This window comes from Streptomyces sp. R35, assembly GCF_041053035.1.
Taxonomy (GTDB): domain Bacteria; phylum Actinomycetota; class Actinomycetes; order Streptomycetales; family Streptomycetaceae; genus Streptomyces; species Streptomyces lutosisoli.
Genome location: NZ_CP163440.1, coordinates 6,240,165 through 6,261,810 on the forward strand (window position 1 = coordinate 6,240,165; position 21,646 = coordinate 6,261,810).

Below are 21,646 nucleotides of genomic sequence, written 5' to 3' on the forward strand. Positions count from 1 at the left end.
CAGTGAGCACCCCCGACCTTCCCCTCGCCCAGAGCGGCGGCTGCGGCGACGGCTGCGGCTGCGGCGCCGACATGGACGAGGCGTACCTGGAGTGCGGCCTCGACCCCGCGCTCGCCCAGCTCCTCGCCGACGCCGGTCTCGACCCCCTTGAGGTCGAGGACATCGCGAACGTGGCCATCCAGGAGGACCTCGACCACGGCGTGGACGTGACAACCGTCGCGACCATCCCCGAGGACGCCGTCTCCACCGCCGACTTCACCGCCCGGGACGCCGGCGTCGTCGCGGGTCTGCGGGTCGCCGAGGCGGTCATCTCCGTGGTCTGCACCGACGAGTTCGCCGTGGAGCGGCACGTCGAAGACGGCGACCGCGTCGAGGAGGGCCAGAAGCTCCTCAGCGTCACGACCCGCACCCGCGACCTCCTGACGGCCGAACGCAGCGCGCTGAACCTCCTGTGCCGCCTGTCCGGCATCGCGACCGCCACGCGCGCGTGGGCGGACGCCCTGGAGGGCACCAAGGCCCGCGTGCGCGACACCCGCAAGACGACGCCGGGTCTGCGCGCCCTGGAGAAGTTCGCGGTGCGCTGCGGCGGCGGCGTCAACCACCGCATGTCGCTCTCGGACGCGGCTCTGGTGAAGGACAACCACGTGGTCGCCGCGGGCGGCGTGGCGCAGGCCTTCAAGGCCGTACGGGAGGCCTTCCCGGAGGTCCCGATCGAGGTCGAGGTCGACACCCTGCACCAGCTGCGCGAGGTCGTGGACGCGGGCGCCGACCTGATCCTTCTGGACAACTTCACGCCCGTCGAGTGCGAGGAGGCCGTCGCCCTCGTCGCCGGCCGCGCCCTCCTGGAGGCCTCGGGCCGCCTCACCCTCGCCAACGCCGAGGCGTACGCCAGGACGGGCGTCGACTACCTGGCGGTGGGCGCCCTCACGCACTCCTCGCCGATCCTGGACATCGGCCTCGACCTGCGCGAGGCGTCGACGGACGAGGCGGAGTAGGGCAGATGCTCCTCACGATCGACGTCGGCAACACGCACACCGTCCTCGGCCTCTTCGACGGCGAGGAGATCGTCGAGCACTGGCGCATCTCCACGGACGCCCGTCGCACCGCCGACGAGCTCGCCGTGCTCCTCCAGGGCCTCATGGGCATGCACCCGCTGCTCGGTGAGGAACTCGGCGACGGCATCGACGGCATCGCCATCTGCTCGACGGTTCCGTCCGTCCTGCACGAGCTGCGCGAGGTCACTCGGCGGTACTACGGCGATGTCCCCGCCGTACTGGTCGAACCCGGCATCAAGACCGGCGTACCGATCCTGATGGACAACCCCAAGGAGGTCGGCGCCGACCGGATCATCAACGCGGTGGCCGCCGTCGAGCTCTACGGGGGGCCGGCCATCGTCGTCGACTTCGGTACGGCGACGACGTTCGACGCGGTGTCGGCGCGGGGCGAGTACACGGGTGGTGTCATCGCTCCGGGTATCGAGATCTCCGTGGAGGCACTCGGTGTGCGGGGTGCCCAGCTGCGCAAGATCGAGTTGGCGCGGCCGCGGGCGGTGATCGGCAAGAACACCGTCGAGGCCATGCAGGCCGGCATCGTGTACGGCTTCGCAGGGCAGGTCGACGGAGTCGTCAGCCGGATGGCGCGCGAACTCGCCGACGACCCCGACGACGTCACCGTCATCGCCACGGGGGGCTTGGCTCCCATGGTTCTCGGCGAGGCGTCCGAAATCGACGAACACGAGCCATGGCTCACGTTGATCGGCCTCCGGCTGGTGTACGAGCGCAACGTGTCCCGTACGTAGGGATGCTCGCCCCCGCCGCCCCTACCCGTCCCATCCCTGGGGGCTGCGCCCCCAGACCCCCGCTTAAAAGATTGCGCCGTTCCCCGCGCCCCTGAATGCGGCTGCGGGACGGTGGGGGTTGCTCGCGCCGTTCCCCGCGCCCCTTTTAGGGGCGCGGGGGGCGCACCACGCCACACCCACCCGGTATGACGGATTTTGTCTGATTAGCGCGTATCGTCGGCGCATGCCCACGCCATACGGATCCCGCGGCGGCATGGCGTTCGGTGCGGAGGAGCTGCGTGTGCTCCGCCGCGCTCTCGCCCTCGCCCTGCACCCCCGCCCCGCCCGCGCAGAGGACGTCCAGGACTGCCTCCGTCTCGCCGAGTCCGTCGACGAGGCGACCCGGGAGGGAGCCAGGCTCCGGGCCTTCCTGCTGGCCGACCTCGCCCGCTACCGAGCCGCGCTGCCGGGCACCGCCGGCGGCTACCTGGTCCTCCTGGAGGAGGCGCTGGGCGCCGGCTACCGGCCGGACCCCGACGACCTCGCCGCACTCCGCGCCCTGCGCGGCAATCCCGCCGCGGCAGCCCTCCTGGACCGCTGCCGGACCCTCGCCGAGCAGGACGTACGCACCCGCCTGGCGGGCCGTGCGGCCTCCGTGGTCTCGCAGTCCCGCACGCGGCTGCTGGCCATCCCCGGAGGCCGGGCCTCCGAGGAACCCGCCAGGAAGCCCGTGGACAGGCCCGCGACGGGACCGAAGCCGCAGCCGCAGTCCCCGGTGAAGACCCCGCGCCCGGACCGGCCCATCCCCACGCCGGGCGAGGTCTTCCCGCCGAAGCGCAAGCCCGCACCGCCTCCGGCGAACCCCCCTCAACAGCTCGCGGCGGGGTAGTTACCCTGGACGCATGGACTATGTCTCCGCGCTCGTGCCCCCCGTAGTGATGGCCGTGTTCTTCATCGGGCTGATCGTGACGATCGTGAAGACCCAGGGCGGGGCCAACAAGGCCAAGGAGGACGCGTTCGTCGACGCGGCCCTCGCGCGCGCGGAGAGCGCCCGCCAGACCCCCCGGGACCAGCACACCAAGGGCTGATTCCCGCACCGCACGGAAGCTCACCGGCGTACGACTCATACGTTTTTCGAGTCGTACGCCCTTTTTGTTGCCGATCTCCCACTATTGTTCTGAACTGTGCCTCGCCCATTGGGAGAACTCGAAGACGCGGTCATGACGCGGGTGTGGAAGTGGAACCGCCCGGTGACCGTTCGAGAAGTCCTGGAAGATCTTCAGCAGGAACGGTCCATCGCCTACACCACGGTGATGACCGTTTTGGACAATCTCCATCAGAAGGGCTGGGTACGCCGTGAAGCGGAAGGCCGGGCCTATCGATATGAGGCGGTCTCCACACGCGCCGCCTACGCAGCCGCACTGATGAACGATGCCTGGTCACAGAGTGACAACCCCGCCGCCGCTCTCGTCGCCTTCTTCGGCATGATGTCCCCGGAACAGCGCGAAGCCCTGCGCGATGCCGTGCGTATGGTCGCGGGACCGGAAACCCCCGCGCCCGAGAACCCGGCGGAGAACCCGGCCCGGAACCCGGCGGACGAGAACCCCGCCGCCACTGAGGGCGACGGCGGGCGATAGCGTCCGCTCATGCCAGCAGAGCATCCCGCGGAGCTTCCAGCAGAGCTTCCGGCACAGCATCCCGAAGCCGCCGCAAAAGCCATCACCGTCCGGCGGGCCAGGACCAGCGATGTCGCGGCCGTACGCCGCCTCCTTGACGCGAACGTGCGGCGCCGCATCCTGCTCGACAAAGCGACGGTGACGCTTTACGAGGACATCCAGGAGTTCTGGGTCGCCGAACGCGACGACAACGCCGAGGTGGTCGGCTGTGGTGCGCTGCACGTGATGTGGGAAGACCTCGCGGAAGTCCGCACTCTCGCGGTGAACCCCGCGGTCAAGGGCCTCGGTGTCGGTCATCAGTTGCTGGAGAAGTTGCTGCAGACCGCCCGCTGGCTCGGCGTTCGACGAGTTTTCTGTCTGACCTTCGAAGTGGACTTCTTCGCGAAGCACGGCTTCGTGGAGATCGGCGAGACACCCGTCGACACCGATGTCTACGCGGAGCTCCTGCGTTCCTATGACGAGGGCGTGGCAGAGTTCCTCGGTCTCGAACGAGTGAAACCGAACACCTTGGGCAACAGTCGGATGCTTCTGCATCTGTGATCGCCGACAACTATTCCGGCGGACTGCCTTGCCCAGGGTCTCTATGTCCGAAACGCGCATGTTTCCGGTCTGCCAGTGCCCTGTGAGTCTCCCCCAGGGGTTTGTGTTTTTCCAGCAAAAGCGGTTTGCTTTCCGACGTACTGCAGTACTGCATATAACAGGGGACGGCGAAACGGCGGACGCCGCAGGCCCCCGGCCCTGAAGTTATCGATGAAAGGAAATCCGGTGGCACAGAAGGTTCAGGTCCTTCTTGTCGACGACCTCGACGGTGGCGAGGCGGACGAGACCGTGACGTTCGCGCTGGACGGCAAGACGTACGAAATCGATCTCACGACCGCCAATGCGGACAAGCTCCGTGGCCTTCTCGAGGCCTACGTCAAGGGTGGTCGTCGTACCGGAGGCCGTGCTTCGGGCGGACGCGGAAAGGCGCGCGTCGCTTCCGGTGGCAGCCAGGACACCGCGCAGATCCGCGCTTGGGCGAAGGAGAACGGCTTCGAGGTCAATGACCGTGGCCGAGTTCCCGCGACCATTCGTGAGGCCTACGAGAAGGCCAACGGCTGAGCGCACACGCGCCGCAGCCTTACCCGATGGCACTGCGTTGCCATCGTTTCCACGAGTCGTACGAGATCGGGGGCGCCCCCACCGCCCCCTCCGACCGCTCCGCCGCCCAGCGCCGACAGCGTCGGCAGTGTCGGCTCGACCTCGCAGCCAGGCTCCGGGGGCCGCAGCCAGACGGCGGCCCCTCGCGAGCCCGTCTGTGTTTCCACCGGTGTTTCCCTTCCCGGTGGAAGTTCCCTGCCGGGCGGCAGTGAAGCCTCGATTCCCTGGGGCAGTGGAGCCTCGATTCCGGGTGGCGGTGGAGCCTCGATGCTCCCGCCCGCGCCGATCGCCGTGAGGTCCAGCGAGAGCGCGCCCCACTCCAGCCAGTCGAGCAGCCCCGGCAGCTCGTCCGCGCTGCCCGCGGCCACGAGAAGCCGCATCCGCTCTCCGTGCAGCGCCACCGGAGAGGCGGGCCCCAGATGCCGCAGCGCCGCGAATCCCGCCTCCGCCGGCACCTCCAGGACGTCGAAGCGCAGGCCCGTGATCAGCCGTACCGGCGACCCGGGCACTGTCGCCCAGCCCAGTTCGTTCTCGTACCACCGCTGCACCGGATCGACCGGGCCGAGCGGCCGACGCGGGAGGGGAACCGTGGGAACCATGCCAGGAGCAACCGCCGGAAGGGCCCCGGAGTTACGCTGAGTGTTCCGGTGAATGCGCAGAGTGCCGGAAATGGGGGCGCTCGGGAGTGTTCGGCGGCGCAAGGATGTTCGCCCATAGCGGAGGGAACCGGTGCGCGCCGCATGGAGTGTCAGTGCGTACGGGTAAGACATCCCTAGTGGGAGGGGCGACACGCGTGGATCGGGCATCTCACGTTCGCCATCGGCGTACAGATGGTGAGGGTATCTGCCTGGCCTGCGGGAACATCGTCTCGCACCATCAGGTTGGAGCATATGTCGGCGTTCGGGGTCAGGAGGCCAAGGACGGTGTCGGCAGTTGGAATGAGCGGTCCCCGCTTGCGGGACTAAGCTGCGGAAGGACAGGGAGGGGAGCGTCCCCTTACTGCCTGACCGCTCTGAGGAGCGATTAACGATGTTCGAGAGGTTCACCGACCGCGCGCGGCGGGTTGTCGTCCTGGCTCAGGAAGAAGCCCGGATGCTCAACCACAACTACATCGGCACCGAGCACATCCTCCTGGGCCTGATCCACGAGGGTGAGGGTGTCGCCGCTAAGGCCCTGGAGAGCCTCGGGATTTCGCTCGAGGCGGTCCGCCAGCAGGTGGAGGAGATCATCGGCCAGGGCCAGCAGGCGCCCTCGGGCCACATTCCCTTCACCCCTCGTGCCAAGAAGGTCCTGGAGCTGTCGCTCCGCGAGGCCCTTCAGCTGGGCCACAACTACATCGGCACGGAGCACATCCTGCTCGGCCTGATCCGTGAGGGCGAGGGCGTCGCCGCCCAGGTCCTGGTCAAGCTGGGCGCAGACCTCAACCGGGTGCGGCAGCAGGTGATCCAGCTGCTCTCCGGATACCAGGGCAAGGAGACCGCCACCGCCGGTGGTCCTGCCGAGGGCACCCCCTCCACGTCCCTGGTCCTCGATCAGTTCGGCCGGAACCTCACCCAGGCCGCTCGTGAGTCCAAGCTCGACCCGGTCATCGGGCGCGAGAAGGAGATCGAGCGGGTCATGCAGGTGCTGTCCCGCCGTACGAAGAACAACCCGGTCCTGATCGGTGAGCCCGGCGTCGGCAAGACCGCCGTCGTCGAGGGCCTCGCTCAGGCCATCGTCAAGGGCGAGGTGCCCGAGACCCTCAAGGACAAGCACCTCTACACCCTGGACCTCGGCGCGCTGGTCGCCGGCTCCCGCTACCGCGGTGACTTCGAGGAGCGCCTGAAGAAGGTGCTCAAGGAGATCCGCACCCGCGGCGACATCATCCTGTTCATCGACGAGCTCCACACGCTGGTCGGTGCGGGTGCCGCCGAGGGCGCCATCGACGCGGCTTCGATCCTGAAGCCCATGCTGGCCCGTGGCGAGCTGCAGACCATCGGTGCGACGACGCTCGACGAGTACCGCAAGCACCTCGAGAAGGACGCGGCCCTCGAGCGCCGCTTCCAGCCGATCCAGGTGGCGGAGCCTTCCCTCCCCCACACGATCGAGATCCTCAAGGGCCTGCGCGACCGCTACGAGGCTCACCACCGCGTCTCCATCACGGACGAGGCACTGGTCCAGGCCGCGACGCTCGCGGACCGCTACATCTCGGACCGGTTCCTGCCCGACAAGGCGATCGACCTGATCGACGAGGCGGGCTCCCGGATGCGCATCCGCCGGATGACCGCTCCGCCGGACCTCCGCGAGTTCGACGAGAAGATCGCGGGCGTGCGCCGCGACAAGGAGTCCGCGATCGACTCGCAGGACTTCGAGAAGGCCGCCTCCCTCCGCGACAAGGAGAAGCAGCTCCTGGCCGCGAAGGCCAAGCGGGAGAAGGAGTGGAAGGCCGGCGACATGGACGTCGTCGCCGAGGTCGACGGCGAGCTGATCGCCGAGGTCCTCGCCACGGCCACGGGCATCCCGGTCTTCAAGCTGACCGAGGAGGAGTCCTCGCGTCTGCTGCGCATGGAGGACGAGCTCCACAAGCGGGTCATCGGCCAGAAGGACGCCATCAAGGCGCTCTCGCAGGCGATCCGTCGTACGCGAGCGGGTCTGAAGGACCCGAAGCGTCCCGGTGGTTCGTTCATCTTCGCCGGCCCCTCGGGTGTCGGTAAGACCGAGCTCTCGAAGACCCTCGCCGAGTTCCTCTTCGGTGACGAGGACGCGCTGATCTCCCTCGACATGTCGGAGTTCAGCGAGAAGCACACGGTGTCGCGTCTCTTCGGTTCGCCCCCCGGATACGTGGGCTACGAAGAGGGCGGCCAGCTGACCGAGAAGGTCCGCCGCAAGCCGTTCTCCGTCGTCCTCTTCGACGAGGTGGAGAAGGCCCACCCGGACATCTTCAACTCGCTGCTGCAGATCCTGGAGGACGGTCGCCTGACCGACTCCCAGGGCCGGGTCGTGGACTTCAAGAACACGGTCATCATCATGACGACCAACCTCGGCACCCGGGACATCTCCAAGGGCTTCAACCTCGGCTTCGCGGCCTCTGGTGACACGAAGACCAACTACGAGCGCATGAAGACCAAGGTCAACGACGAGCTGAAGCAGCACTTCCGCCCGGAGTTCCTGAACCGTGTCGACGACACGGTGGTCTTCCACCAGCTCACCGAGGAAGACATCATCCAGATCGTCGACCTCATGATCGCCAAGGTGGACGAGCGGCTGAAGGACAGGGACATGGGCATCGAGCTCAGCCCGACCGCCAAGTCGCTCCTCGCGAAGAAGGGTTACGACCCCGTCATGGGTGCCCGGCCGCTGCGCCGGACCATCCAGCGCGAGATCGAGGACATCCTCTCCGAGAAGATCCTCTTCGGCGAGCTGCGTCCCGGCCACATCGTGGTCGTCGACACGGAGGGCGAGGGCGACGCCAAGGCCTTCACCTTCCGCGGTGAGGAGAAGTCGGCACTGCCCGACGTCCCGCCGATCGAGCAGGCCGCGGGTGGGGCTGGTCCCAACCTGAGCAAGGACGCGTAACCTCCGGGTTCGTTGAACAAAGGGGGCTGCCCCGGGACTTCGGTCCTGGGGCAGCCCCTTTTGGTGTGTCAGCGCTTCGCGCGGCCGTCCTGGATGCCGAAGCGTTTGCCGCCGATGACCCGGACAGAGCCATCACGTGACAGGGTCAATTGGAGATCTGGCAGCGCGTGCAGTGGGCGTAGATCCAGGTCTTCGGCGCGGCCCCCCGTATGAAGTCTGAGCGATACGCGGGAAAGTGCGGGGAAGGTCGAGGGCAGGACGGCCACATCACTCCAGTCGACGATCCCGGACAGCCGCAGATCCGTGACGCGAGGCAGCGGGCGCATGCCCCGCAGTTCGGAGAGGGAACGGACCATGGTGTCGACGCGGTTGATCCGGTCCGTCGCACGTACGCAGTCCCAGAACCTGGTGGGGGACAGCGGGCACGGCAGGGTGAGGTCGGTCAGTGACTCCCATGCCTCAAGGCCCGTGGTGTCCAGCAGTCGCGACATGGGGAGCTCGAGACGAGTGACGGCCGGGTGGGCGGGGATGGATGCCACTGCGGTCAGATGGGGAGTGTTGAGCGTCAGTGACTGGAGCCGGGGAACGGCTCGTACGTACTCCAGCGCGTCAGCGGGGAGGGGCTGGAGATGAAGGCTGATGTAGCTCAGGGAAGACATCCGAGCCAGGGGTGAGACGTCCGTGAGTGACGGGCAGGAAGACAGGCTCAGTCGGCTCAGGCACTCTTCCTGAGTGCTCAGAAAGGCCAGGTCCTCCAGGACCGGCATTCTGCGCAGGAACAGTGTCCTGACGTTCGGGAGTGGAGCTTCCTGGAGTTCCTTCGACGAGAAGGGCCCGGCGAGCGTGAGGTTTTTGGCGCCGGGAAGCAGCCGCAGCAGCGACAGTTGCTCCTTGGTGGTCACCGGCAGAGGATGGTTGGCCAGGTCGTCCACGTGTCCGAGGACTTCAAGGGCGTACTCCTCGGCGGGAAAGTTGTCCCACGCACTGACGAGCCGAGAAGTGGCCGGGGGCCACGTGCCAGGAGAAGAGACGAGGCGACGTGCATAGGGAATGGCCTCGGCCCCTCCGATTCTGGTGACGAGGATTGCGACCCGGTACTGCTGCGCGTGCGCCAGGCCGGCGGGTGCCGGTAGGAACGGCAGGGCGTAGGGCCCCAGCCGCGCCAATTGGACGGCCTGTGCCGCGGTGACAGAGGAGACGAGGCCGCTGATGTGGTCGCGGATACGGTCGCGCAGGTCTTTCTCCAGCCATGCCGCGTGCTCGGAGCAGAGGGCGGACAGGACGAGGAGTTGGGTGCGCAGGGGCTCCGGAGTGTCCCGGGCCTCCGCCTTGGCGAGGAGTCCGGTCAGCAACTCCCTGATTTCCCGGCGGCAATGGCCCGACGCCAGCAGGATGACGTCGTGCCACAGTTCGTCGTCGGCATTGCGGACGAGTTCCTTCAGGGAGCCGCTTTCGACGAGTTCCTTCGCGGCGAGGAAATCCTGGAACGTGCGGTGGATGAACTGGTAGGAATCCTCGGCGCGTTCCTGGAGCAGGCCCGATCGGTTGAGGAGGTGCGTCAGGACGTCTTCGGTCGTGCCTTGGCCCCGTACGCGTTCCATGCCCGCCAGGGCGGCTTCGAGTTGGGGACGGGCCTGGGCGCGGGTGAATTCGGACTGGCCGCAGCGGACCAGCCAGACCGCGATGCGCTGGAGGATCTGGTGATGTTCCTCGACGGACATGGTGATGCCGTCGGGAGCGTCGACTCGGCGGCGCTTGTCGCGGTTGCCGAGGAGCATCTCCAGTGCCGACTGGTACAGCTTGAAGCGGGTTTCCGGAAGAAATCCCTGGAGGCGGCGGTGGAGTGCGCAGATCACCGCGCACAGGAGCGGAGTGCGGGCCAGGTCGCTGAGAGCGGGATTGTGGCGGAACTGCTGGGACAGGTCCCTTTCCAGTTCGCGCAGCAGATCGTGGTCGTCGTCGTCCAGGCGGGCGGCGCGATGCCAGGCCTTGATGAACGTCTGGATGTCGTCGTCGCGCATCGGCAGGAGCCGTAACTCCTCGAATTGCTCCGACTCGAGCCAGTCGGGCTCGACGGCGAGGGGACGTACGGTGGCGACGCAGCGCGTGCCCGGGTAACGCCGCAGCAGGGCGGACAGCCAGTGGTGTGCTTCCTCGCGGTCGGTCTGCGGGACCTCGTCCAGGCCGTCGACGAGCAGGAGGGCGCGTCCGGCGCGCAGGACCCGGCCCACCCAGCCCTCGGGCGGCTCGTCCATCCCCAGTTTCGCCGCGTGCGGGAGCTGGGACGGGGACGGGAAGTCCACCCGATGGGTGCGCAGGGTCCGCAGCGGGACGACGAAGGGGACGAGGCCGTTGAGCCCGGCCAGGCTGGGGCCGTGGGTGCCCGAGGCGGAGTGGGCTGCCAGCCACCATGCCAGCGTCGTCTTGCCGGCGCCCGCGTCACCGCGCAGCAGGACGCGGGGGCGGGTGGACAGGAGCGTGTCGACGCGCTGGGGGGTGCGGTCCGTCCGGGACGACCTCTGCCGCGTCGTCGTGGTGTCCAGGTTGCGCGCGTCGGCCTCCGAGATGCGGGTCGCCGCCTCCAGGCTCAGATACGCGGTGTCCAGGTCCCATTCGGCTTCGCGGCGGCTGAGATCGTCCAGGCCGAAGATCTTGGTCTTGCGATAGGCGGCGCCGACGGCCTGGGCGTACTCCGCCTCGTAGTGGCGGTCCAGCGGGTGGTGGTGGCTGATCGGTTCGCTGAGCGGCAGGTCGTACGGCATCCCCGTCAGGTCACTGATCAAGGTGCCCTCGGCGCGGAGGTGGCCGCGCCCGCGGGGGATGGCGCCGACGATGCCGAGCAGGACGTCGCCCGCGAAGACGGGGGCGCCGGACAGGCCGGCCAACGGGGAGGGGCCGTCGGGGAGTTCGACGGCGGGCGGCTGGTCGAAGGCGAACGTGAGGACGGAGTGGGGGCGGGCCGCGGCCGGCAGGACCGTGCCCGGGTACTGGTCGGAGGCGAGGTGACCTTCCGGGCCCCGGCGCTGGACGTCCGGGTAGCCGATGGTCTCGCAGTGCGGGAGCGGCTGGGTGGTGTCCAGGTGGCCGATGCGGACGTGGGAGGAGCAGGGGAGGTCGGCGTTCGTGAGCAGCAGGGCCGCGTCCAGTCCGGCGTCCTGCCATATGACCTCGGCGGTGATCGGCTCCGCGCGGCCGGGATGGGCGATCTCCGGTGCCGGGCCGGCGCCGATGACGTGGGCGCAGGTGAGGACGAGGCGGCTGTTGAGGGCGACTCCGCTGCCCTGTGCCTGACCCAGTACGACCACCGCGCGGTCGGCCGGACCGGCGGCCGGGGTCATCGCGCCGCGGGCGGGTTGGGTACCTGGCCGAAGGCCGAGGTGCTGCCCTGCCGCTCGTTGCCGACCTGCCACGGGGCGTTGGTCCGCGCGTCCCGCGGGGTGAGGGTGAAGGCGACGCGGTGTGTCCGGCCCGTCTCGCGCGAGGCGTCGGCTCCCGCCTCGACGACCCAGGCCTTGACCTTGCCGCCTCCCTTCACCTCCTTGCGCAGCTCAAGCGTGAATTCCATCTCGATGGCACCGACTTCGAACGACACGGGCTGACCCGATGCCCGTGTCGCAGCCTCGATGAGTTGGTCGCGGACCGAGGCGATGGCGTCGGAGAGTTCGATGCCGTCCAGGTCGGTTGCGCGCGGCGAAGTGGCGGTCATGATCCCCCGGTATCCCTCAAAATGCCGTTCAAGTAGCTGGATTTTACGGGGTGTTGGGGCACCCGCGAACGGTGTTGAGACAGTCGGCCGGGGTGCGGTTCACGGGGCCGGGGGTGCGCGGTGTGGAGTAGCCGCCGTCACATTCCCGGGACCCTGGATCTTGCCGCCCGGTGACATGACGCACAGGCGATTTGTCCCCTACTAGGGCGAATAGTGGAAAGACAAGAATGGACAAAAGGGACCTTTGGCCTGGAACCCGGAGGGCGGGTTCCCCGTCAGGGTGCGCCCTGGGGGACAGGGGGTTTTTCGGTGGGGTGCGACGCCTCTAAGTGGGGTTAAACATCATTTGCCGGGAGAAATCCGGAAGGCCCCTACGGGATGTCGATGCTGTCAAGGATCGTGAAGTTGTGGGGGTTAAGTACTACTAAAGGCCGTAGATGGGTGGTTTGGGGGTCTGTGGGGTCGCGGGTTACCAAGAGGGACCCCATCCGGTGGCAGGTTGTGCGCCGGGTGGTGTTTGTGTCCTTGTCCCCGGCTCCACGAGGTCCCCATGTCGAAGCGCGTCACGTCCCGTCACTCCCGTACGTCCCGTATCCGCACAGGGGCGGCCGTCCTGGCCGTCGGGCTGGGCGCCTCGGTCGTGCTGGGCGCCGGGGTCGCGGGCGCCGCCGAGACCAGCCTCGTCAGCTCCGGAACCGTCGCGGCGGCGAACGCCGTGCAGACGCAGGCCGCCGCTCAGGCCAAGGCCGCCGCCGCAGCGAAGGCCGCGGCCGCCGCCAAGGTCGCTGCCGCGAAGAAGGCCGCCGCGAAGGCCGCCGCCGCGAAGAAGGCCGCCGCGAAGGCCGCCGCCGCGAAGGCCGTCTCCTGGGTCGACCCGGTGAAGAAGTACACCCTGTCCGCCAGCTTCAACCAGGCCGGCAGCATGTGGCAGTCCACCCACTCCGGGCAGGACTTCGCCGTGGCCAGCGGCACCGAGGTCGTCGCCGCGCACGGCGGTACCGTCGTCAAGACCGGCGGCAACGGCGCCGGTGACGGTCCCGCGTACGGCAACGCCATCGTCATCAGGCACGGCAACGGGACCTACTCGCAGTACGCCCACCTGTCGCGCATCGACGTGAAGGTCGGCCAGATCGTCGCCACCGGCCAGCACATCGCGCGCTCCGGCAACACCGGCAACTCCAGCGGGCCGCACCTGCACTTCGAGATCCGTACGACCGCGAACTACGGGTCCGCCATCGACCCCGTCGCCTTCCTGCGCACCAAGGGCGTGACGGTCTAACCGCTCCGCCCCGCCCCGCCCGGCTCCGCTCAGGGCGCGGTGGCGCCGCCGTGCGCCTGCGTCACCAAGTCGATCGCGACCTCCAGGACCGCCTTGCGCTTGTCCTCGGGGTCGCCTTCGACGTCCTTGAGGACGAACATCCCGGCGTGCATCGAGAAGAGCGCGCTGATGCAGCGGACCTGGTCCTTCAGATCGGCGTCCGGCTCCTTGAGCAGGTCGATCATCCGGATCATGCGGTCCTTGAAGTCCTCGCCGGTGCGCAGCTCGCGTACGGTCGCCTGGTTCTCCTGCATGAAGCGGAAGAGCGGGGCCGCGTCGGCGAGGGCCTCGCTGTAGCGGTGCAGGATCTCCTGCTTCGTCGCCAGCGTGCGCGGCTGCTGCCTGCCCCACTCGATCAGCTCGTCCATGGGCCTGGACAGGTCCTGGAAGAGGCTGATCAGGATGTCTTCCTTGGTCTTGAAGTGGTAGTAGAGCGCCGCCTTCGTGACGTCGAGGTGCTCGGCGATCTCGCGCAGCGAGGTCTTCTCGTAGCCCTGCTCGGAGAAGAGTTCGAGGGCCACGTCCTGGATGCGCTGGCGGGTGTCCCCGCGGCGCTGTCGCTTGGTGCCGTCCATGGTGCCGCCCATCCTCGTACTCCTTGCGCTCCCTGAAAACTTACCTGTCGCCCGGCTAGTAAAACTACTTAAACTTACTTGACGCCCGGCTAGTTGCGGGTCTACTTTCCCTGAGTGTAGTCAACTTGCCGGGCGGCAAGTAAGTAGCCGGACGGCGACAGCTGTACCAGAGCGGCACCTAGGGGAGTGGGAACGATGGCGGACAGCACCGAAGCGGTCATACAGGCCGGAAAACAGGCCGGAGACCAGAGCGGGCAACCGGACGAGAAGCAGCCGCGCAGCGTACGGGTCGTGCTGCTCGCGCTCATGATCGCGATGCTGCTGGCGATGCTCGACAACATGATCGTGGGTACGGCGATGCCGACGATCGTCGGCGAACTGGGCGGCCTCGAACACCTGTCGTGGGTCGTCACCGGGTACACGCTCGCCACCGCCGCCTCCACCCCCATCTGGGGCAAGCTCGGCGACATGTACGGGCGCAAGGGCGCCTTCATGACCTCGATCGTGCTCTTCCTGATCGGCTCCGCGCTCAGCGGCATGGCCCAGGACATGGGCCAGCTCATCGGCTTCCGCGCCATCCAGGGCCTCGGCGCCGGTGGTCTGATGGTCGGCGTCATGGCGATCATCGGTGACCTCATTCCGCCCCGCGAGCGCGGCAAGTACCAGGGCATGATGGCCGGCGTGATGGCGTTCGCCATGATCCTCGGACCGCTGGTCGGCGGCACCATCACCGACCACTGGGGCTGGCGCTGGTCCTTCTACATCAACCTGCCGCTCGGCGTCGTCGCGTTGCTCGCCGTCAGTGCCGTACTGCACCTGCCGAAGAAGCGGAAGCAGGGCACGATCGACTATCTGGGCGCCGGTCTGCTGACCCTCGGCATCTCCTCGATCGTGCTGGTCACCACCTGGGGCGGCACCGAGTACGCCTGGGGCTCCGCCCGGATCATGGAGCTGATCGGGATCGGCGTCGCCTCGCTCGTGGGCTTCGTCTTCTGGCAGACCAAGGCCGCCGCGCCGATCATGCCGCTGCACATCTTCCGCAGCCGCAACTTCACGCTGATGTCGGTCATCGGCTTCATCACCGGCTTCGTGATGTTCGGCGCCGTGCTCTTCCTGCCGCTCTACCAGCAGTCCGTGCAGGGCGCGTCCGCCACCAACTCCGGGCTGCTGCTCCTGCCGATGCTCGGCGCGATGCTCGCCGTCTCGATGGTCGCGGGCCGGGTCACCACCAACAGCGGTCGCTACAAGGTCTTTCCGCTCGCCGGCAGCGTGCTGATGATCGTCGGCCTGTTCCTGCTCGCGCAGATGGACACCGGGACCACCCGTCTCACGTCCGGGCTGTACATGGCCGTACTCGGCGCCGGCATGGGCTGCCTGATGCAGATCACCATGCTGGTCGCGCAGAACAGCGTCGAGATGAAGGACATGGGCGTCGCGTCCTCGTCGACCACGCTCTTCCGGACCCTGGGCTCCTCCTTCGGTGTCGCCATCATGGGCGCGCTGTTCAACCACCGGGTGCAGGACGTCATGGCCGAGCGGGCCGGGGCGCTCGGCTCCAAGATCACCGAGCAGTCCGCGCAGCTCGACGCGGCGAGTCTGGCGAAGCTGCCGGCTCCGGCTCGGGAGGCCTACCAGTTCGCGGTGTCCTCCGGTACGCACTCCGCGTTCCTGCTGGGGTCTGTCGTGGCTGTGGTCGCGCTGGTCGCTGCGGTGTTCGTGAAGGAGGTTCCGCTGAAGGGAGCGGGGGCGGCTGCGGCTGAGCCTGGCGAGGGTGCGGTGCGGGACTCTGCGGCCACGGCGACCGTGGTTGAGACGGTCTGACCTCTGTCCTCTGACCTCTGACCCTCCTGGTCTGAAGGCCCCCGGCGTCGTCCGCCCCGGGGGCCTTCTCCTGTTGTACGGGGCTGGGGTGGGCCGAGGGTTTTCGCCCCCGCCGCCCCTACCCGTCCCATCCCTGGGGGCTGCGCCCCCGGACCCCCTGAAAGATTGCGCCGTTCCGCGCGCCCCTGAAGAGAAGAGAGTCGGCTGCGGGACGGTGGGGGCTGGGCGCGCAGTTCCCCGCGCCCCTAAACAACTGCCGGCCCGCCCGGGGTTCTTTTAAGGGGTGCGGGGAACTGCGCGACCAGCCCCCACCCACCCGCACCCGAAACACAACCCCCGGGGTCGAAGGGGCGGAGCCCCTGGGGCCTCCACGTGGCAGCATCGAAGCGTGGACAAGATGCGGCAGTTGCGGCTTGCCAAGGATGCGATGGATCGGGACTGGGCCGAGCCCGGACTGGATCTTGATGTGGTGGCGGCGCATGCCGGGTACTCGCGGTATCACTTCATCCGGGCTTTCAAGGCTGCGTACGGTGAGACGCCCGGGCAGTATCTGACGCACCGTCGTATCGAGCGGGCGGAGGAGATGCTGCGCAGCGCGAATCTGTCGGTGACGGAGATCTGCAACCTGGTCGGGTTCAGCAGCCTCGGCACGTTCTCGGCGAGCTTCAAGACGTGGACAGGACTGACGCCGAGCGCGTACCGGGCCAAGCACGTGGGGCAGGGGGCCGGGCCTCCCACCCCGCACAGGAGAGCAGAGCCATGATCAAGGGCCTGGGCATCACCACCGTCTGGACGTTCGACCAGGAGCGGACCAAAGCCTTCTTCACCGAGAAGCTCGACTTCGAGGTGCACGACGACCTGGCCATGGGCGACATGCGGTGGATCACCGTGGGCGCCAAGGACCAGCCGGATGTGGAACTGGCGCTGATGAGCCTGGACGGGCCCGGGCTCGACCTCGAGTCCGCGGAGGCGCTCAAGAAGCTGGTCAGCAAGGGTGCGCTGGGCGCCGGCGCGTTCCGTACGGACAACTGCCGCGCGGACTATGAGACGTTCAAGGCGCGCGGCGTGGAGTTCCTCCAGGAACCCAAGGAACGGCCGTACGGCGTCGAGGCGATCTTCCGCGACGACAACGGCAACTGGTACTCACTCACCGAGCGCAGCGACGAACTCGACTTCTCGAAGGACTTCGACGGCTAGCACCCGACAGCTGGAACCCGAAGGGGATTCAGGGGACTGAGGGGACTGCGGGGACTAGTGCAGCATCGGATAGCTTCCCGTGTTCGTCGGCGCGTGCTCCGGCAGCCACAGCACCGCCACCGCGCCCTCGGCGGGTACGCCGTCCGGTGCGCCCGCGGGCCGTACGTTGCGGAAGGTCAGCCGGGCGCCCATCACCCGGGCCTGGCCCGCGGCGATGGTGAGGCCCAGGCCGTGGCCGCGGCCAGCGCGGTCGGTGCTGCCGGTGCGGAAGCGGCTCGGGCCCTCGGCGAGCAGCGCCTCCGGGAAGCCGGGACCGTGGTCGCGGACGCGGATGACGCGGCCCTCGACGGTGACCTCGATGGGCGGTTTGCCGTGCCGGGAGGCGTTCGCGAGGAGGTTGAACAGGACGCGCTCCAGACGGCGCGGGTCCGTCGTGACCTCCGACTCGTGCACCACGCGCACCTCGACGTCCGGGTCCTTGGCGGCCACCCGCCGCGACACGAACTCGCCGAGCATGATGTCCTGCAACTCTGCCCGCTCGGACGCGCCGTCGAGCCGGGCGACCTCCAGGACGTCCTCGACGAGGGTGCGCATGGCCTGCGCGCGGTCCCGGACGAGTTCGGTGGGGCGGCCGGGCGGCAGCAGTTCCGCCGCAGTCAGCAACCCGGTCACCGGCGTACGCAGCTCGTGCGCGATGTCCGCCGTCACCCGGCGCTCGGCCTCGATGCGCTGCTGGAGCGCGTCCGCCATGGCGTCCACGGCACGCGCGAGGTCGTCGGTCTCGTCGCGTACGACACCGCCGATCGCGTCCCGTACCCGTACGTCGGTCTCGCCCTTGGCGACCTGGTTCGCGGCGGAGGCGGCCTTGCGCAGCCGGCGCGACAGCTGGCCGCCGATGAGCACGCCGAGCGCGCTGCCGCCGAAGACGACGGCGATGGAGCCGATGACGAGGGCCTGGTCGAGGTCCTTCATGACGTCGGCGTTGCGGTCCGTGAACCGCTCGTGCCAGGACAGCACCCGGCCGTCCCTGAGCGGCACGGCGGCCCAGATGTCGGGCACCCCGTTCGAGCCGTCGGACACATAGGTGGCCCGCCGTCCCTCCGAGACCTTCGCCAACAGGTCGGCCGGGATGGCCGGGTCGTCGATCTTGGCCCCGAAGGGGGGCGGCCGACCGGGCCCGTACATCCGTTCCGCGAGCTGGATGCGCTCGTCCGCCAGATCGCGCGAGTTGTCGAGCATCGAGACACGGGCCGCGTTGTGCACGACCAGGCTCAGCGCGACCGCCACGAGCGCGCCGACCAGCGCGATCGCGGCGCTGAGCTTCCACCTGATGCCCGTACGGATGCCCCCAGCTCCGAACGTGCCACCGGCCGCGCCGCTGCCGCCGCCCAGGCCCGGTCGCGTGCCGCCGCCCGGACCCGTACCGCGGCCCCGTCTCCTGCCGCCGTCCGGACCCACCGAACCCAGACGCTGAAAAATCCCCCGCATACCCCTGCTCAGGCCTTCAACTTGTAGCCGAAGCCGCGGACCGTCTCGATCCGGTCCTGGCCGATCTTCGTACGCAGCCGCTGCACATGCACGTCGACGACGCGGGTGTCCCCGCCCCAGCCGTAGTCCCACACGCGTTCGAGCAGCTTGTCGCGGCTCAGCACCGTACCCGGCGCGGAGGAGAACTCGAGGAGCAGCCGCATCTCGGTGGGCGTCAGCGCCACCGGCGTACCGCCCTTGAGGACCTCCATGCCCTCGGTGTCGATCTCCAGGTCGCCGAAGGCGAGCACGCCGCCGCCCATCGAGGCGGGGCCGTCGGCCGCAGCGCCCTGGCCGCCGTTCGCGTGCCCGAAGCGGCGCAGCACCGCACGGATGCGGGCGACCAGGACGGCACCGTCGAAGGGCTTGGTCACATAGTCGTCGGCGCCCGCCTCCAGGCCGAGCACGACGTCGATCGAGTCGGCGCGGGCCGACAGCATGATCACGGGGACGGTCGACTCGTCACGGATGCGGCGGCACAGGGAGACACCGTCGAGGCCGGGCACCATGACATCCAGCAGGGCGATGTCGGGGCGGTCCGCGCGGAACGCCTCCAGGCCGGACAGTCCGTCGGGCATGGCGGTGACCGCGAAACCGTCGCGCTCCAGGGCGAGTTGCGTGGCCTCGCGGATGACGTCGTCGTCCTCGACGAACAGGACGTGGGTCTGCTCTGCCATGCGGCTGCTCCGTCTGCTCTCAGTTCGAGGGGGCGGGCGTGTCGGCGCCGCCCACCGCGTTGCTGTACTCGTTGTGGATCCGCGAGTCCTCGGTGAAACGGGTCGCGGACCAGCCGTAGGTGATCACTTCTTCGCTGGAGGGATACGACACCGGGTCGCCCTTCTTGTACAGCTGCTGGGTGACCACCAGGTCGCCCCGGTCGATCTCGGCGTAGACCGGAGGCTCCTCGGCCTTGAAGACGTTCTGGTACCTGCCGTCCTGCTCGCGGTACACGTACGAACCGACGCCGACGGCGTCGCCGCAGGTCATCACGTTGACCACGATGTCGTCCGCCGACCCCCCGGTCAGATCCCCGTACGACACGTCGACCGGGTACTCGTCGGCGACACACGGCTTCAGATCGCGCTTGACCGACGCGCTGACCTCCGGGTCGTCCTTGACGAGCTGGACCGCGTCCACCCGCTGGGGTGTCCTGCTGGGCGAGGCGGAGGCGGTGGGCGTGGCGGCGCCCTTGGCCACCGCCTCACTGCCCGCCGGACCCTCGTCGCGGGCACCCGTACCGCCCGTGGCACAGGCGGTCACGAAAAGGCCGAGGGCGGCGAGCACGGCCGCTGCCGTACTCCCCGCCTTCAGGACCCCTCTGGCCCGAATTCCTAGGCCGCGCAACGCTCCCGCTCCTCACCCGGTTCGAGCGCGCGGGCGCCGCGCTCGTCGTAGTCCCGGCTCTCCAGCTCCTCGCGGAGCCGGGCCAGCGCCCGGTGCAGCGTGCTCTTGACCGTTCCGGCCGACATGCCAAGCGCGGCGGCCGTCTCCTCGGTGGACATCTGCTCCCAGTGTCGCAGGACCACGACACTGCGCTGCTTGGGAGCGAGAACCTTCATGATGTCCATAAGGAGCGCCCGGTCCGCGTGCTGCTCGGTGGAGTCGTCGACGGACGCGTCCGGCAGCTGCTCGGTCGGAACCTCCTCCAGCTTCCGGGCCCGCCACCACTCGGTACGCGTATTGATCATCACGCGGCGCAGATACGCGTCGGCCAGCCGCTTGTCCGCGATGCCGTCCCAGCGGCCGTACGTCCGTACGAGCGCGGTCTGCAGCAGGTCCTGGGCATCGACAGGGTCGGGGACCAGGCGGCGGGCACTGCGCAGCAGCGCGTCCTGCCGGGTGCGGACGTACTCCTCGAATTCGAGCACCTCGCCGTGCGCCATGATCAACCGCCTCCATCCCCGTTTCCGACCTGCCTGCTGCCGGTTGTCCGTTACCTCTGCGCCGCGTTGTCTGCGGTACGCAAATGAAGCTACGGAGGCGTTGTCACGGGGTTGTCCGAGACAGCCTGCGACGAGCACTCGGCTGTCCGTCGGTTGTGTAACGGATGTACGTTCGGGGTAAGGCGAGGGGGTGGTACGTCCCGTTTAACCCTGTTTTGCTAGGCCTGTTGTGTCACATGCCGCGCCAACTGCTGTGTGACAGCTATGCCGGCGGCTGTGTCAGCGGCAGGCGGTACAGACCGCCCGGGAGCGGTTCCACGAGTCCGTCGGCGACGAGACCGTCGAGCGCGCGGGCACGCTGTACCGGTTCGTCCCATACGCGGTCCAGCGCCGTCTGCGGGACCGCGGTGACCGACTCCCTGAGTACGGCGAGGAGCTTGCCGCGGACCTGGCGGTCCGTACCGGCGTACGTCTGTCCGCGCCGCGGCGGGCCCTCGTGCTCCGGCTTGCCCGCCAGCCGCCACGCGCACTGCCCGGCGATCGGGCAGCTGTGGCAGGTCTCGTTCTTCGCCGTGCAGACGAGCGCGCCGAGCTCCATCGAGGCGGCGGCCCAGCGGGAGGCCGTGCGCTCGCTCTCGGGGAGCAGGGCGCGGGCGAGCTTGCGCTCGGCGGCGGTGGTGGCGTTCGGCGGGTACCGCACCCCGGTGACGGCCCGGGCGAAGACGCGCCGGACATTCGTGTCGAGCACCGCGTGCCGCTGCCCGTACGCGAACGACGCGACCGCGGCCGCCGTGTACTCCCCGATGCCGGGCAGCGCGAGCAGTTGTGCGTGCTCCGACGGTACGTCGCCGCCGTGCCGTTCCGTTATGGCCACCGCGGCGCCGTGCAGGCGCAGGGCGCGCCTGGGGTAGCCGAGCCTTCCCCAGGCGCGGACGGCTTCGCCCGGGGCCTCCTTCGCCAGGTCGGCGGGGCGGGGCCAGCGGGTCAGCCAGTGCTCGTACACGGGGAGTACGCGGTTCACCGGGGTCTGCTGGAGCATGAACTCGCTGACCATCACTCCCCAGGGGCCGGCCTCCGGGTGGCGCCAGGGGAGGTCGCGGGCGTGTGCGTCGAACCAGGCGATGACGGGGGTGTGCAGGGTCTCGCCGGGGGTGGTTTGGGTGGACTCGGTGGGTGCAGTCATCGGGGTCGATCCTGCCACGTGGGGGGTGGGTTTTTCTTTCGCCCCCGCCGCCCCTGCCCGTCCCATCCCGTTCCTGGGGCTCCGCCCCAGACCCCGGGGGCCGGTTCCTTGGCCGCGGGTGGGTGGGGGCTGGTCCAAAAGATTGCGCAGTTCCCCGCGCCCCTAAAAGAACCCCGCGCCTTCAGGGGCGCGGGGAACTGCGCGAGCAACCCCCACCGGCGCGCGGCCGACGAACAGGCCCCTGGGGGATGGGACGGGTAGGGGCGGCGGGGGCGAACAACGGGCTGT

The 21,646-nt window shown here is 68.9% G+C and carries 20 protein-coding genes and 1 pseudogene; 12 read left to right on the plus strand and 9 right to left on the minus strand.

Going from position 1 to position 21,646, the window contains the following annotated elements; translation table 11 throughout:
* Positions 1 to 2: 2 nt before the first annotated feature.
* The 7 genes from nadC to AB5J50_RS28395 all read left to right on the plus strand — a co-directional run bounded on the left by nadC (position 3) and on the right by AB5J50_RS28395 (position 4,554).
* Complete coding sequence (gene nadC, locus AB5J50_RS28365; RefSeq protein ID WP_369261071.1) at positions 3 to 995, plus strand: carboxylating nicotinate-nucleotide diphosphorylase; 993 nt, start codon at positions 3 to 5, stop codon at positions 993 to 995.
* A 5-nt stretch (positions 996 to 1,000) separates the two neighbouring features.
* Positions 1,001 to 1,798, plus strand: a complete 798-nt coding sequence (locus AB5J50_RS28370) for a type III pantothenate kinase (protein ID WP_327430628.1) — start codon at positions 1,001 to 1,003, stop codon at positions 1,796 to 1,798.
* A 253-nt stretch (positions 1,799 to 2,051) separates the two neighbouring features.
* Complete coding sequence (locus AB5J50_RS28375) at positions 2,052 to 2,666, plus strand: hypothetical protein (protein ID WP_369265534.1); 615 nt, start codon at positions 2,052 to 2,054, stop codon at positions 2,664 to 2,666.
* Positions 2,667 to 2,679: 13 nt separating this feature from the next.
* Positions 2,680 to 2,865: a hypothetical protein gene (locus AB5J50_RS28380; protein WP_327430629.1), complete on the plus strand. Its 186-nt coding sequence runs from the start codon at positions 2,680 to 2,682 to the stop codon at positions 2,863 to 2,865.
* Positions 2,866 to 2,961: 96 nt separating this feature from the next.
* Positions 2,962 to 3,414, plus strand: a complete 453-nt coding sequence (locus tag AB5J50_RS28385) for a BlaI/MecI/CopY family transcriptional regulator (RefSeq protein WP_327430630.1) — start codon at positions 2,962 to 2,964, stop codon at positions 3,412 to 3,414.
* A 9-nt stretch (positions 3,415 to 3,423) separates the two neighbouring features.
* On the plus strand, positions 3,424 to 3,993 hold the full coding sequence (locus tag AB5J50_RS28390; RefSeq protein ID WP_327430631.1) for an amino-acid N-acetyltransferase: 570 nt from the start codon (positions 3,424 to 3,426) through the stop codon (positions 3,991 to 3,993).
* A gap of 225 nt (positions 3,994 to 4,218) precedes the next feature.
* Positions 4,219 to 4,554: an Lsr2 family protein gene (locus tag AB5J50_RS28395; protein ID WP_327430632.1), complete on the plus strand. Its 336-nt coding sequence runs from the start codon at positions 4,219 to 4,221 to the stop codon at positions 4,552 to 4,554.
* Here AB5J50_RS28395 and AB5J50_RS28400 read toward each other — a convergent pair.
* Positions 4,533 to 5,192: an SCO3374 family protein gene (locus AB5J50_RS28400; RefSeq protein ID WP_369261072.1), complete on the minus strand. Its 660-nt coding sequence runs from the start codon at positions 5,190 to 5,192 to the stop codon at positions 4,533 to 4,535. The two genes, AB5J50_RS28395 and AB5J50_RS28400, sit on opposite strands and share 22 nt — an antisense overlap.
* 430 nt (positions 5,193 to 5,622) lie before the next feature.
* On the opposite strand from AB5J50_RS28400, the gene AB5J50_RS28405 reads away from it, so the two are divergent.
* Positions 5,623 to 8,148, plus strand: coding sequence for an ATP-dependent Clp protease ATP-binding subunit (locus AB5J50_RS28405; protein WP_369261073.1), 2,526 nt, complete (start codon positions 5,623 to 5,625; stop codon positions 8,146 to 8,148).
* Positions 8,149 to 8,216: 68 nt separating this feature from the next.
* Here the strand turns inward: AB5J50_RS28405 and AB5J50_RS28410 are convergent, their stop codons facing one another.
* On the minus strand, positions 8,217 to 11,486 hold the full coding sequence (locus AB5J50_RS28410) for an NACHT domain-containing protein (RefSeq protein ID WP_369261074.1): 3,270 nt from the start codon (positions 11,484 to 11,486) through the stop codon (positions 8,217 to 8,219).
* Positions 11,483 to 11,854: a trypco2 family protein gene (locus AB5J50_RS28415; RefSeq protein WP_327430637.1), complete on the minus strand. Its 372-nt coding sequence runs from the start codon at positions 11,852 to 11,854 to the stop codon at positions 11,483 to 11,485. Before AB5J50_RS28415 ends, AB5J50_RS28410 begins: the two co-directional genes overlap by 4 nt.
* 550 nt (positions 11,855 to 12,404) lie before the next feature.
* Here AB5J50_RS28415 and AB5J50_RS28420 point away from each other — a divergent pair.
* Entirely contained in the window at positions 12,405 to 13,133 is a 729-nt protein-coding gene (locus tag AB5J50_RS28420) for a M23 family metallopeptidase (protein WP_369261075.1), read from the plus strand.
* Between the two features lie 29 nt (positions 13,134 to 13,162).
* On the opposite strand, the gene AB5J50_RS28425 is transcribed toward AB5J50_RS28420, so the two are convergent.
* Complete coding sequence (locus tag AB5J50_RS28425) at positions 13,163 to 13,759, minus strand: helix-turn-helix domain-containing protein (RefSeq protein WP_330306431.1); 597 nt, start codon at positions 13,757 to 13,759, stop codon at positions 13,163 to 13,165.
* A 183-nt stretch (positions 13,760 to 13,942) separates the two neighbouring features.
* Here AB5J50_RS28425 and AB5J50_RS28430 point away from each other — a divergent pair, with 183 nt between their 5' ends.
* From AB5J50_RS28430 to AB5J50_RS28440, 3 genes and pseudogenes are all read left to right on the plus strand, one after another.
* On the plus strand, positions 13,943 to 15,568 hold the full coding sequence (locus AB5J50_RS28430; RefSeq protein WP_369261076.1) for an MDR family MFS transporter: 1,626 nt from the start codon (positions 13,943 to 13,945) through the stop codon (positions 15,566 to 15,568).
* 397 nt (positions 15,569 to 15,965) lie between these two features.
* Positions 15,966 to 16,295: pseudogene (locus AB5J50_RS28435) on the plus strand (helix-turn-helix transcriptional regulator); the annotation flags it as partial.
* Positions 16,296 to 16,327: 32 nt separating this feature from the next.
* Entirely contained in the window at positions 16,328 to 16,765 is a 438-nt protein-coding gene (locus tag AB5J50_RS28440) for a VOC family protein (protein WP_369261077.1), read from the plus strand.
* Positions 16,766 to 16,819: 54 nt separating this feature from the next.
* On the opposite strand, the gene cseC is transcribed toward AB5J50_RS28440, so the two are convergent.
* From cseC to AB5J50_RS28465, 5 genes are all read right to left on the minus strand, one after another.
* Complete coding sequence (gene cseC, locus AB5J50_RS28445; RefSeq protein ID WP_369261078.1) at positions 16,820 to 18,253, minus strand: two-component system sensor histidine kinase CseC; 1,434 nt, start codon at positions 18,251 to 18,253, stop codon at positions 16,820 to 16,822.
* Positions 18,254 to 18,261: 8 nt separating this feature from the next.
* Entirely contained in the window at positions 18,262 to 18,969 is a 708-nt protein-coding gene (cseB, locus tag AB5J50_RS28450; RefSeq protein WP_369261079.1) for a two-component system response regulator CseB, read from the minus strand.
* Between the two features lie 19 nt (positions 18,970 to 18,988).
* Positions 18,989 to 19,636 (minus strand): hypothetical protein, encoded by a 648-nt coding sequence (locus AB5J50_RS28455; protein WP_327430644.1) that lies wholly within the window; start codon positions 19,634 to 19,636, stop codon positions 18,989 to 18,991.
* Entirely contained in the window at positions 19,624 to 20,175 is a 552-nt protein-coding gene (locus tag AB5J50_RS28460) for a SigE family RNA polymerase sigma factor (RefSeq protein ID WP_327430645.1), read from the minus strand. The genes AB5J50_RS28455 and AB5J50_RS28460 overlap by 13 nt, the downstream gene beginning before the upstream one ends.
* 262 nt (positions 20,176 to 20,437) lie before the next feature.
* Positions 20,438 to 21,358: an A/G-specific adenine glycosylase gene (locus tag AB5J50_RS28465; RefSeq protein WP_369261080.1), complete on the minus strand. Its 921-nt coding sequence runs from the start codon at positions 21,356 to 21,358 to the stop codon at positions 20,438 to 20,440.
* Positions 21,359 to 21,646: the final 288 nt, after the last annotated feature.